The sequence below is a fragment of the Chryseobacterium sp. Marseille-Q3244 genome (assembly GCF_940807095.1).
Classification (GTDB): Bacteria; Bacteroidota; Bacteroidia; order Flavobacteriales; family Weeksellaceae; genus Chryseobacterium.
In genome coordinates, this window is sequence record NZ_CALNWX010000001.1 from 431,629 (window position 1) to 444,298 (window position 12,670).

A 12,670-nucleotide genomic window follows, 5' to 3' on the forward strand; every position below is an offset into this window, starting at 1 on the left:
CCTACATATTTATCTTATTATTTTAAATATCTCATCTACAATCTCTTTCGTGGCATTTGGCTTAGCAAAATACTCAAGATTGTCGGACATTTCTTTTCTCACATTTTCGTTTTCGCAGATTTCTGATAATGTATTCCAGAATTTCTCCTGCATTTCAGAGTCTTTTACCATTCTGGCAGCATTTTTTTCAACCAGGTTCATGGCATTTTTGGTTTGGTGGTCTTCTGCCGCAAATGGGAATGGCACCAATAATACCGGCTTTTGTGCTACTGCCAACTCTGAAATGGCAATGGCTCCGGCTCTTGAAACGATGATGTCTGCTGCAGAATAGGCCAATTCCATGTCTTTGATAAATTCACGGATCTGAATATTCCTGGTATCAATATTTTTCGTTTCTTCAATAATATCTTTATAATCAAGCTTTCCGGTCTGCCAGATCAGCTGATAATCTTTGTCTACAATTTGTTTTAAATGAGATTTCCAGGCATTATTTAATGTTCTGGAGCCTAAAGATCCACCTACCGATAAAATGGTAAGTTTATCCTTATTTAATCCCATTTTTTCTTTTGCCTGAGCAGTATCCTGCATCCCAGAAATAATAACAGAACGGATCGGATTTCCAAGAAATTTTATCTTTTCTGCTGGGAAGCCTGCTACTTTAGGGTAAGCTGTAAATATCGCTTTAGCTGCTTTACTTAAAATTTTATTGGTTACACCAGCATGAGCGTTCTGTTCTTGAATAAAGACCGGAACTCCCAATTTGGTCGCTTCATATAAAGCAGGTCCGCTTGCAAATCCTCCTGTTCCTATCGCAACATCCGGTTTAAATTCTTTGATGATGGCTTTTGATCTGTTTAAACTTTTCAAAATCTTGAAAGGGAGTCCTAAGTTGGACAACAGGTTTCCTCTGTCGATTCCGGCGATATCAATTCCTTCAATTTTGTATCCGGCTTGTGGAACTTTTTCCATTTCCATTTTTCCGTTGGCTCCAATGAACAAAAATTCTGCATCAGGAAATCTGCTCTTGATCTCATCAGCGATGGCGATGGCAGGGAAGATATGTCCTCCTGTTCCTCCGCCTGATAGTAATATTTTTAGTCTTTTGCTCATTGTTTAATATAATAGGACTGCGTCCGATTTTTTGTTAAATCGTCCCTTCGGGACTCTTTTTGGTTTATGCGATATCGTTTATTTCTGCTATGCTTTGTTTTTTGCCCATTCCTTCTTCATCGTAAATCTGAATTCTGGAGCTTATATTTAAGATAATTCCTAGCTGTAAATAGGTTACCAGCATCGAGGTTCCTCCATAACTGATCAGTGGTAATGGCTGTCCTGTTACCGGGATCAGATTCACAGCAACGGCAATATTGACCGATAACTGTATAAAAATCATTACCCCGAGACTGAGCACCAGCAACGATCCGAAGAAGGCTGGCATTTTACTTGCGATCATCACAATTCGTATCATCATAATCAGATAGAGACTGATCAAAAAGGCAGCTCCGATTACTCCGTATTCTTCTACGATAACCGCGAAGATAAAGTCGGAGGCGGATTGTGGAAGCATTTGCTTTAAGGCACTTTTTCCTGGTCCCATTCCTGTAATTCCACCGTGTACAATGGCGGCTTTGGCCTGCATTACCTGATAGTTCTTGGCTTTTACACTTTCATCATCTGTGTCTGCTGATTTTGCTTTGCTTGATGTAAATGTTTCAATACGGCTCATCCATGTGTGAACACGGTTTCCGCCAATCATATTGGTATTTAATGCAATCAACAGGAAGAATACAATGGCTACAAATGAGGCTGAAATAAAACCCGCAATGTATTTCCAGTGAAGCTGTCCGACAATCAAAACAATTACTGAAACCATCAGAATCATTAATGCGGTAGAACCGTTATCTTTTGCTACCAGTACAAAAACAAGAAGAATAGGTCCGAAAATATACATGATATTCTCTATTGGAAGCCTTTCTCTTGTGATCTTCTTGGTTAAGTATCTGCATAAATAGATAATCAACATCAGGAAGGCGAATGATGATGGCTGAAAGGAAATGGGGGTACCCGGAATTTTCAACCATCTGGAAGCACTGGCTCCATCAATGGTTTGGCCGGTAAACATGGTAACAATCAATAAAACGATCATCAGCCCCAGTAGAATACTGCTGAGCTTTCCGATGTATTCGTATTTTATAGTTCCTACAAGCCTCATAATGGCTAATCCAAGGAGTACAAAGAACATATGTTTGATAACGTGGCCTGTGGTGGTTCCGTTATTCACAATATATTCCAGGTTTGAACTTGCAGAGTAAACAGGGAAAATAGAGAAAATGGAGATCACAAGAATGACCATCCAAAGTACTTTATCGCCCTTTAGAAATTCAAATCTGGTTTCTGTATTCTGCTCGTCCATAATTAATGCTATTGGCTTCTGACTAATGGCCATTGGCTTTTAATACCTGCTCTTTAAACTGACGTCCTCTGTCTTCATAGCTTTTGAATAAATCAAAGCTTGCGCAGCATGGAGAAAGCAGAACGGTGTCTCCTTTTTTAGCCAGTGATTTTGATATTTTCACCGCTTCTTCCATACTTGAAGTATCATAGATAAATTCCTTTTTATCCTTGAAAAAATCTATAATTTTCTTATTATCAACACCAAGGCAAACAATTGCCTTTACTTTTCTTTTGACTAAATCTTCAATTTCAGTATAGTCATTCCCTTTATCTAATCCACCCACGATCCATACGGTTGGGGTTTTCATACTTTCTAAAGCATAGTAAGTGGCATTCACATTGGTTGCCTTACTGTCATTGATGTATTTTACACCGTCTGTTTCCGTTACGAATTCCAATCTGTGTTCTACGGCCTGGAATGTCATTAATGAATGTCTTATGCTTTCATTGTTGATCTTCAGTATTTTACCTGCAATTGATGCGGCTAAGCTATTGGCAACATTATGGTTTCCTAAAAGAGATAACTCTTCAACTTTCATTGAGAATTCATCTTTCATTTTTACCACAATCTGATCATCATTTACAAAACCTCCTTCAGGAAGTTGTTCCTTTGTGGAGAAAGGAATCATCTTCGCTTTTATTTCTAGCTTTTCAAGCAGGTTTTTGCTCATTTCATCATCTTTATTGTAGATGAAGAAGTTGTCATTTTCCTGATTTTCAGTGATTCTGAATTTTGCCAATGCATATTCTTCATAATTGTAATTGTACTGATCCAGGTGATCCTGAGATAAGTTCAACAATAAAGAGATGTAGGGTCTGAAGTTCTGAATGTCATCCAACTGGAAAGAGCTTACTTCCAGTACATAATATTCATGATTTTCATCTGCAACCTGTTTTGCAAAGCTATAGCCTATGTTTCCTCCTAAACCTACGTTTAATCCGTCATTTTTCAGGATATAGTAGATCAGAGAAGTGGTGGTGGTTTTTCCGTTGCTTCCTGTGATAGCAATGATCTTAGCATCTGTAAATTCAGAAGCAAATTCAATTTCTGAAGAAAGTCTTATTCCTTTTTCATGAATTTTATGGATGATCTCTGCTTTTTTCGGAATTCCCGGGCTTTTTACGATCCAATCTGCATTTAGAATCCTTTCTTCGTTGTGGTCTCCTTCTTCAAATTCAATCCCATTTTCGGTAAGAAACTGCTTATAGTTATCTTTAATGGCTCCTTTGTCTGAAAGAAATACTTCCAGACCTTTCTTTTTAGCCAAATAAGCAGCTCCACATCCGCTTTCTCCTCCTCCTAAAACAACTATTTTCATATTATTTTGATTTAATGATTAAAAGATTTAATGATTAAAAAATTTTTCAATGTTTAAATCTTTCAATTTTTAAATTGATCTTATCTCATTTTTAAGGTGATCAGACAAACAATTGCCAATATTACTCCAATGATAATCATTCTGTTGACGATTTTACTCTCGTGAAATCCATCTTTCTGATAGTGGTGGTGCAATGGTGACATTTTGAATAGTCTATTGTTTTGGGCATATTCTAACCCATATTTTTTCTTTCTGTATTTGAAAACGATTACCTGAAGCATCACAGACAGGTTTTCGATCAAAAATATTCCGCATAAAACAGGAATCAATAATTCTTTTCTTAAGATAATGGCTAAAACAGCAATCACACCTCCCAACATTAAACTTCCTGTATCTCCCATGAAAACCTGGGCAGGATAGGTGTTATACCAGAAAAAGCCAATTACGGCTCCTACCATTGCGACGGCGAAAATGGTGGTTTCCCCCATATTCGGAAGGAACATGATATTCAGATAGTCTGCAAAGATGATGTTCCCTGAAAGGTAGGCGAAGAGGGCAAGGGTAAGCAGTATAATAGCACTGGTCCCTGCGGCGAGGCCATCTATTCCGTCTGTGATATTAGCTCCATTGGAAACAGCTGTTACAATGAAGATAACAATAGGAATAAAGACAATCCATGCCCATTCGTGGGCATCTTTTTCATTCATCCAAAACAGGATTCCGCTATAATCAAACTCATTGTTCTTTGCAAAAGGTACTGTAGAAACTGTGATTTTCTCTGTAGGCATGAAGTTTTGCTCTACGTTGTTTCGGTTCACCACTTTTGCATCCGCATATTTTCTTTTAACGGTGATATCCGGGTGGAAATACATGGTAACTCCGACAATTAACCCTAGGCCAACCTGTCCGACAATTTTGAATTTACCACTAAGTCCGTCTTTATTTTTCTTTATTTTCTTTAGATAATCATCCAGGAATCCGATGGCTCCCATCCAAAACATTGAAACCAACAGCAAGACAATATATACGTTGGTAATTCTTGTAAACAATAATACGGGAATAATGGTTGCCAAAATGATGATAAGTCCTCCCATGGTAGGAGTCCCTTCTTTTTGCTTTTGGCCATCCAATCCAAGATCACGGACTAATTCACCCATTTGTTTTGTTCTCAGGTAATTAATCACTCTTTTTCCGTAGACAAGGGCAATAATTAAAGAGAACAATACAGCCATTCCGGCACGGAAGGAGATGTATTTCAACAATCCTAATCCCGGAACGTGAATTCCATGGTCTGTTAGATATTCGTATAGATAGTATAGCATAGTTTCAATTGTTAATAATTACTTGGACATTAATTTCCAAAGTTCATTAATTACTTCTTTGTCATCAAAATGATGTTTCACACCATTTATCTCCTGATAATTTTCGTGACCTTTTCCGGCTACGAGAATGATATCTTTAGGTTCTGCAAACTTTATGGCCATTTTTATGGCTTCTTTTCTGTCTGGAATTGAAGTGTATTTGCTGAAGTTCTGAGGCTCAACACCTGCTTCAATTTCCTTGATAATTTGTCCCGGATCTTCTGTTCTGGGGTTATCTGAAGTGATGATTGCCAATGTTGATTTCTTAGTGGCAATATTTCCCATTTCAGGTCTTTTGGAGTGATCTCTGTCTCCTCCGCAACCGAAAACGGTGATTAATCTTTCATTTTTGGTTCTGATATCGTTGATACTGTCCAGAATGTTTTCTAAAGCATCCGGAGTGTGTGCATAGTCTACGATAAAGAAAATCCCACCATCTGATTTTAGGGTTTCAAATCTTCCGGAAACTCTTTTTAGCTTGCTGATAGCTTGTAGGATTTCGTCCTGTTCAAAACCAAGTTCTTCTGCAATTCCAAATACAAGCAATAGATTGTATACGTTGAATTTACCCGTCAGCGTTGTCCAGAATTCTTTTCCGTTGAAGTTTAGCAACATTCCGTTGAAATCCACTTCCAATAGTTTTCCGTGATAGTCTGCCATTGTTTTCAAAGCATAAGACTTCTTTTTAGCCTTTGTATTCTGAAGCATGACATTCCCATTTTTGTCATCTACATTGGTGATGGCAATGGCTGTATCTTCTAATTCATCAAAGAATCTTTTCTTTGTTTTTAAATATTCTTCAAATGTTTTGTGATAATCTAGATGATCATGGGTAATGTTTGTAAACCCGGCTATTTTAAAGTGTAGTCCCTCGATTCTGTTTTGAGCAATTCCGTGAGAACTTACTTCCATGAAAGCAAATTCACATCCTTTCTCAACTGCTTCAGCTAAGATTTTGTTAATGGTAATAACATCCGGAGTGGTATGAGTCGCTGGAATAACTTCTTCCCCGATTCTGATTTCAACGGTTGATAATAAAGCAGAATCATATCCTAAATTTCTGAAAACATCAAAAAGCAGGGTAGAAACAGAGGTTTTCCCGTTTGTTCCTGTAACTCCTATCAGTTTCAGTTTTCTGGATGGATTTCCGTAGAAGTTCGAAGCAAGGTGACCTAAAGCTTTAGCAGAATCTTTAACCTTAATATAGGTTACGTTTTCTGCCAGAGTTTCAGGAAATTCTTCACAAACAATCGTTGTTGCTCCTTTCTCAATAGAAGATACAATGAATGAATGTCCATCCACCACTGTTCCTCTCATAGCGATGTAAAGAGCGTTTTCTGTAACCTTTCTGCTGTCGAACACCAGTTCGGATACTTCACGGTTGTTATCACCGTGGATTTCTATTACTGGGATTCTGTTTACTAATTCTGTTATTATCATTTTATATCAATAGGACTTTATCCTATTTGGGCTTAAGTCGTCCCTTTGGGACTCTGTTTTTTTAATTCTGTAGAGATAAATATATTCTCTGGTTCTTACTGATGGTTGTGCCTTCTAATGGGAATTGTTCTTTTATTCGTCCAACTCCTTTAAAATCGACACGGTATCCTAAATTTTCCAATTGTGGGATGACGTTTTTACCGATCAATCCTACTACATTAGGCATTTGCTTATCATTGACTGCTACTTTTACATTAGGTTCCACCATTTTACTCAGGTTTACCTTTTTGTCCACGAGCATTTCTTTTTCAATATTTTGTGGTGTTTTCAGGAAGGTTTTTCCTGCGATTTCTTTAAACACCGGGGCTGCTACTGGTCCTCCATAAAACCCAATTGATGTATTGGGTTCACTTACCATCACATAACACGTATATTTTGGAGCATCAGCCGGATAGAATCCTGCAAATGATGCGCGATATTTCATTGGGCCAGGAAGCCAGTATTCAAATCTTGCGGTTCCTGTTTTTCCTGCCATTTTCAGGTTGGGAGTGAAGATGCTTCGTCCTGTTCCTTTTTCTACAGCCTTAGTTAATGCGCTGGTCATCATTTTGATGGCCTTTTCGGATGCCATTTTATTTACCATAACTTCAGGTTTTGCGCTGTACATTACCTTTCCGTCTTTCATGATCTTATCGATGAACAGTGGTTTAAGCATTTTACCTCCGTTGGCAACTCCATTATAGAAGCTTGTCAGCTGTAACAGGTTGATGTTTGAAGAGTATCCGTAAGAGATAGAGGCTAGTGTTGCCGCATTCCATCTTTTATTTTCCGGGGTTACGATCTTCGGTTTTGTGATTCCCGGAAGTTCGATGTCCATTTTGTCGAATAATTTCCAACGTTTCAGGTGATCAAGGAAAATTTGTGGTTTTTCAGCATAAAACTTTGTGATGAGTTTTGCTGTTCCTACGTTACTGGATTTTGCTAATACATCACTGATATCATAAGTTCCTCCGCCGTGACCATCAGAAATTCTTTGCTTGGCATACGTCCAAACTCCATTTCCTACATTTACCGTCGTGTTTTCATCGATGAATCCATCATCCATTGCTGCTAGCAGCGAAATGGTTTTGAAGGTGGATCCTGGCTCGATATTATCTTTTAACGCATAGTTGTAAGAATCTTCGTATTCTCCTGATTCTGTTCTTCTTAAGTTAACCAAAGCACGTACTTTTCCGGTTTCCACTTCCATTACAATTACGGTTCCGTGTTTGGCTTCATAATGGACCAGTTGTTTCTCTAATGCAGAGTGTGCAATGTCTTGAATTCTAAGGTCTAAGGTTGTATAAACATCTTCTCCGTCGATAGGTTCCTGAACTTTCCAGAAGTCAATAGGTTTCCACTGGGAAGAGTTGATTCTTTGTTCTAATCTTTTTCCGTCAGTTCCTGTTAAATGTTTTGAAAAAGCTCCTTCTAATCCGGACTTAAGTTCTCCGTTATCCATACCGATAGTTCCGGCTCCGATTTCAGAAGTGGCAAGCTCCCTTTTGTAGTTTCTGTCTACAATGAAACCACCTTTGTTTTTACCTCTTTTGAAGATCGGGAAGTTTCTGATTCTATCGTACTGATCAAAATCAAGCCCTTTGACCAGGGTATAATATTGATTTTTCTTTTTCTTCTGTTCGTCAAATTTTTGTCTGAACTCTCCTCTGGATTTTCCGAACATTTTGCTCAGAGAATCCGTTAAAGCTCCGATGTTGTTGCTGTAAATCGTATCTTTCATCGTTTTGAAGTCAAGATAGATGTCATATCGCATTACGGTTGTGGCCAAAATAGAACCATCGGAAGCAAATAAATTACCGCGGGCAGCTTTTAAAGTAGCTTCGCGATAGTTTTTGTTAATGTAATCATCTTTAATTTCCTGGACATTGGTATTCTGAAGGATGACAATCCTTGCCAAGAACATTACAAACACGCACAAAGCTACCACTGCAAAGAGGTAGCCCCATCGTAACGTTTTTTTACGTTTGTTGTCGTATTCATTTTGCTTTTGCATCTGTACTGTCCAGTTTTATTAGCAATTTATGAGGGTGGTTTTCTAAGGTCATTAATGAATCCCGTGCAACCTCTTTCCCCAGCTCTGATTCCATTTTCACCTTGATTAGCTTACTCTGGGCGTAAGCGTTTCTCGATTTATATTCTTCTGTTTCTTCCTTTAAGGCGTTTACAATTTTAATTTTTTTATTGACGAGATGGTTACTGTAAATCATAGCCATCATCAGGATAAACAACAAGAGAAAATACCTGTAATGTATTTTGATCTCATCACGATTCAGAAAGTTTCCTTTTATAATGTCTATAAAAGTGAGTCTTTTCTGGGGGCGATTTGTTGTTCTTTTTGCCACTTTAATTCAATCAATTTGCTTTCTGCGAACTTACCTTGTTATCAATTGTCAATCTTATTTTTAAAAATTCACTTTAGATAATCTACGGGTTCACTTTTACACTTTAATTCCTGTTCTCATTTTAGCACTTCTTGCTCTTGAGTTTTCTTCAATCTCCTTATTGTCAGGAATGATTGCTTTACTCTTCATCAATTCGAATGCCTTTTTATAATTTCCGTAGATATCTCTTTCCGGTTCTCCTTCGAACATTCCATTTTTCAGGAATCTTTTTACCAATCGGTCTTCTAAAGAATGGTAAGATATTACGACTAATCTTCCTTCTGGTTTTAAAACATTGAAAGCCTGTACCAGCATTTCTTTCAATACTTCAAGTTCCTGATTTACCTCTATTCTTACTGCCTGAAATAGCTGAGCATAGAATTTATTTACCTTATGAGGGGGAATGTAGCTGAAAAGCTTTTTCAAATCCTCTGTGGTATTTATACTTTTTGTTTTTCTATGATGAACAATTTCCCTTGCCAGCTTTCTTGCTTCTCTTAATTCTCCATAGTAATAAAAAATATCTGCAAGTTCTTCCTCGCCGTATTCATTGATTACTCTTTTAGCGTCAAGACTCTGCATGACGTTCATTCGCATGTCTAAAGGAGCATTGCTTCTTGTAGAAAATCCTCTGTCTGCTTCGTCAAACTGATGAGAAGAAACTCCCAAATCAGCCAAAACACCATCAACCTGAGGAATGCCATACATTAATAAAGAGTTTTCCAGAAATCTGAAATTCTGATTAACTAATGTAAATCTGGGATCATCAATTGTATTTTTAAGCGCATCCAGATCCTGATCGAAGCTGAACAGTTTTCCTTTGTCAGAAAGTCTGCTCAAAATCTCTCTTGAGTGGCCACCTCCTCCAAAGGTGCAGTCCACATAGATTCCGTCAGGATTCGTCACCAAATCATCTACACTCTGCTTCAACAAAACGGGGTTATGATACATGCTTAATTGTGTTTTTTATTAAATAAAATCTTTAATAACTTCTACAGTTATTCTTCGTCAAAAGAGCCCATTACATCTTCGGCAAGGCTGGCAAAATCAGTTTCATTGGTGGAGATTACCTGTTCGTAGGCTTCTTTATCCCAAATTTCGAAAAGTTCTCCCGCGCTGGTGATTACTACTTCCTTCTGAAGATTTGAAAAAGTCATCAGGTCTTTGGAAATCTGTAATCTTCCGGCATTATCCAATTCTACTGTTTTTACTCCTGCCGTAAACATTCGTATGAAATCAGCATTCTTTTTTATGAATCTGTTCAGTTTATTAATTTTGCCCATCAGTTTATCCCACGCATTCATTGGATAGACTTCCAGACAAGGTTGGAACACAGATCTTTTGACTACAAATGCCTTGTCTTCGAAGTTTTCCATCTGTTTGATTAAAGATGAAGGAACTTTTAAGCGGCCTTTGTCGTCAATTTTACACTCATATGTCCCAATGAAATTTTTCATTTGGGACAAATTTATATAATAATTTCCAAAATTTCCCACTTTTTCCCACTTTTTGACTCAATGTTAATAAGTTTTATTAAAGATTGAGCTCTAAGAATGTAATTGGTTGATATGTAGAAGGTTGTTAAAACTGTTATTCAAGCCATAATAAAGCGGTTTTGAAAAAAAAAGTTAAAAAGGGGAATATTGTATTATTTTTATCTTAAATTAGGATAATCAAAATATTTTTGAGGTTTAATTTGTATTTTTGCAAGGCTTTATTAAGGCATTATATGATATTTAGTACAAAAAAAGAAAAGAAATATTCCTATGTAGAGGCTGGGGAAGGACATCCATTAGTGCTGCTGCACGGGTTAATGGGTGGTTTGAGTAATTTCGATAAAATGGTAGATTTTTTTTCGGACAGAGGATTCAAGGTATATGTTCCTCAGTTGCCCATCTATGATTTGCCAGTACTCAATACGAATCTTACCACTATTGCGAAATATATCATCAAGTTTATAGAAAGTCATATTTCAGGACCTGTTACCATTGTTGGAAATTCAATGGGAGGACATGTTGGGCTTATTTTGACTTTGGCAAGACCTGATCTGGTAAAAAATTTAGTTCTTACCGGGAGCTCAGGATTGTATGAAAGAACTTTCGGTGACAGTTTTCCAAGAAAGAATGACAGATCTTATATCAGAAAGAAAACAGAAGAGGTTTTTTATGACCCGAAAGTTGCTACTGAAGATCTTGTAGATGAAGTTTTTGCAGTGGTGAATGACAGAATGAAGGGAATAAAAACAGTAATGTTGGCCAGAAGTGCCATCAAACACAATATGCTGAATGACCTTCCTAAGATTACAACACCTACGTGTCTGATCTGGGGGAGACAGGACAATGTAACTCCTCCGGAAGTGGCTGAGGATATGCATAAGTTTATTCCTAATTCGGACCTGTTCTGGATAGATCATTGCGGTCATGCTGCCATGATGGAAAAACCAGAAGAGTTCAATGAAATCCTATACAACTGGGTAAAAGATAAAGTTTAAAAACATAATAAATGACCATTAAGAGCTTTTCTTAATGGTTTATTTTTCTAAAATATATTTCAAAATGGTTATTAAGACAGCAACATTTGTAAAAAGTAGTGGAAAATGGCAGGATTGTCCTGAACCAAATCTTCCTGAATATGCTTTTATTGGAAGGTCCAATGTAGGAAAGTCTTCATTGATCAACGCTATGATGAATCATAAAGATTTAGCTAAAACATCACAGACTCCAGGAAAAACCCAGCTGATTAATCATTTTCTAGTTAATGAAAACTGGTATCTTACAGATTTACCGGGATATGGATATGCAAAGGTTTCAAAGGCTCTTCGAAAGGATTTTGAGAAGCTGATTACCAATTATATTCTAAACAGAAGAAATCTTGTAAACCTTTTTGTATTGGTAGATTCAAGACACGCTCCTCAGAAGATTGACCTGGAATTTATCCAATGGTGTGGAGAAAGTGGGGTGCCGTTTTCAATCGTTTTTACCAAGTCGGATAAGTTAAAACCAAGCGAGGTTATTAAAAACTTTGAAAATTATAAATCGGAATTGCATAAAACATGGGAGGATCTTCCTGAATTATATATTACTTCAGCTGAAAAGAAAACAGGTGGTGATGAGATTCTGAAGTTCATAGACACCACGAATGACTTTTTAACTCAAAATAGTGTAAGCTTCGATGAGCAATAATACTCTCTGGAAAATAAAAACCTTTGATGAGTTTACAGTTCCTGAATTGTATGCTATATTGAAAGCTCGTATAGACGTTTTTGTTATTGAGCAAAACTGTCCTTATCCTGATTTGGACAATTATGATCAGAAAGCGGTTCATATCTGGGCGGAGGAAAACGGCGATGTATTGGCGTACTGCCGTATTTTCGATAAAGGAATAAAATATGATGAAACTTCTATTGGAAGGGTTCTTACAACGGAGAAAGGCAGAGGAAAAAGTTTAGGAAAGCTATTGATTAAATATGCTGTTGATACGATAGAAAATCGTTTTCATACTTCTGAAATCAGAATTTCAGCACAGGATTATCTGTTGAGATTTTATGGTGATTTTGGGTTTGAGGATACTGGAAAGAAGTATCTGGAGGATGATATTCCGCATACGGAAATGATTAGAAAATAAAAATAAAGAAAGGTATCTCGGATGAGATACC

General features: G+C 37.2%; 12 protein-coding genes. 3 read left to right on the forward strand and 9 right to left on the reverse strand.

Annotation, left to right across the window (positions count from 1 at the left end):
- Positions 1 to 9: 9 nt before the first annotated feature.
- The 9 genes from murG to mraZ all read right to left on the reverse strand — a co-directional run bounded on the left by murG (position 10) and on the right by mraZ (position 10,472).
- Positions 10 to 1,110, reverse strand: a complete 1,101-nt coding sequence (murG, locus tag NBX25_RS01995) for an undecaprenyldiphospho-muramoylpentapeptide beta-N-acetylglucosaminyltransferase (protein WP_123909603.1) — start codon at positions 1,108 to 1,110, stop codon at positions 10 to 12.
- A 64-nt stretch (positions 1,111 to 1,174) separates the two neighbouring features.
- Entirely contained in the window at positions 1,175 to 2,413 is a 1,239-nt protein-coding gene (locus NBX25_RS02000; protein ID WP_123909604.1) for an FtsW/RodA/SpoVE family cell cycle protein, read from the reverse strand.
- A 22-nt stretch (positions 2,414 to 2,435) separates the two neighbouring features.
- A complete protein-coding gene (gene murD, locus NBX25_RS02005) occupies positions 2,436 to 3,773 on the reverse strand; it encodes a UDP-N-acetylmuramoyl-L-alanine--D-glutamate ligase (RefSeq protein WP_250252629.1) in 1,338 nt (445 codons plus the stop codon).
- Positions 3,774 to 3,853: 80 nt separating this feature from the next.
- On the reverse strand, positions 3,854 to 5,095 hold the full coding sequence (mraY, locus tag NBX25_RS02010; protein ID WP_123909606.1) for a phospho-N-acetylmuramoyl-pentapeptide-transferase: 1,242 nt from the start codon (positions 5,093 to 5,095) through the stop codon (positions 3,854 to 3,856).
- Between the two features lie 18 nt (positions 5,096 to 5,113).
- On the reverse strand, positions 5,114 to 6,574 hold the full coding sequence (locus NBX25_RS02015) for a UDP-N-acetylmuramoyl-L-alanyl-D-glutamate--2,6-diaminopimelate ligase (RefSeq protein WP_250252637.1): 1,461 nt from the start codon (positions 6,572 to 6,574) through the stop codon (positions 5,114 to 5,116).
- A 61-nt stretch (positions 6,575 to 6,635) separates the two neighbouring features.
- A complete protein-coding gene (locus tag NBX25_RS02020; RefSeq protein WP_123909608.1) occupies positions 6,636 to 8,627 on the reverse strand; it encodes a penicillin-binding transpeptidase domain-containing protein in 1,992 nt (663 codons plus the stop codon).
- Positions 8,611 to 8,976: an FtsL-like putative cell division protein gene (locus NBX25_RS02025; protein WP_123858318.1), complete on the reverse strand. Its 366-nt coding sequence runs from the start codon at positions 8,974 to 8,976 to the stop codon at positions 8,611 to 8,613. The genes NBX25_RS02020 and NBX25_RS02025 overlap by 17 nt, the downstream gene beginning before the upstream one ends.
- A 96-nt stretch (positions 8,977 to 9,072) precedes the next feature.
- Complete coding sequence (rsmH, locus tag NBX25_RS02030) at positions 9,073 to 9,966, reverse strand: 16S rRNA (cytosine(1402)-N(4))-methyltransferase RsmH (protein ID WP_123909609.1); 894 nt, start codon at positions 9,964 to 9,966, stop codon at positions 9,073 to 9,075.
- Positions 9,967 to 10,013: 47 nt separating this feature from the next.
- Positions 10,014 to 10,472 (reverse strand): division/cell wall cluster transcriptional repressor MraZ, encoded by a 459-nt coding sequence (mraZ, locus tag NBX25_RS02035; protein ID WP_123909610.1) that lies wholly within the window; start codon positions 10,470 to 10,472, stop codon positions 10,014 to 10,016.
- Between the two features lie 272 nt (positions 10,473 to 10,744).
- Between mraZ and NBX25_RS02040 the strand changes: the two genes are divergently transcribed.
- The 3 genes from NBX25_RS02040 to NBX25_RS02050 all read left to right on the forward strand — a co-directional run bounded on the left by NBX25_RS02040 (position 10,745) and on the right by NBX25_RS02050 (position 12,639).
- On the forward strand, positions 10,745 to 11,506 hold the full coding sequence (locus tag NBX25_RS02040) for an alpha/beta fold hydrolase (protein WP_123909611.1): 762 nt from the start codon (positions 10,745 to 10,747) through the stop codon (positions 11,504 to 11,506).
- A gap of 64 nt (positions 11,507 to 11,570) precedes the next feature.
- Positions 11,571 to 12,197 carry a ribosome biogenesis GTP-binding protein YihA/YsxC gene (gene yihA / locus NBX25_RS02045; RefSeq protein WP_123909612.1) on the forward strand — a complete coding sequence of 209 codons (627 nt, stop codon included), beginning with the start codon at positions 11,571 to 11,573 and terminating at the stop codon, positions 12,195 to 12,197.
- Positions 12,187 to 12,639: a GNAT family N-acetyltransferase gene (locus NBX25_RS02050; RefSeq protein ID WP_123909613.1), complete on the forward strand. Its 453-nt coding sequence runs from the start codon at positions 12,187 to 12,189 to the stop codon at positions 12,637 to 12,639. The genes yihA and NBX25_RS02050 overlap by 11 nt, the downstream gene beginning before the upstream one ends.
- Positions 12,640 to 12,670 lie beyond the last annotated feature (31 nt).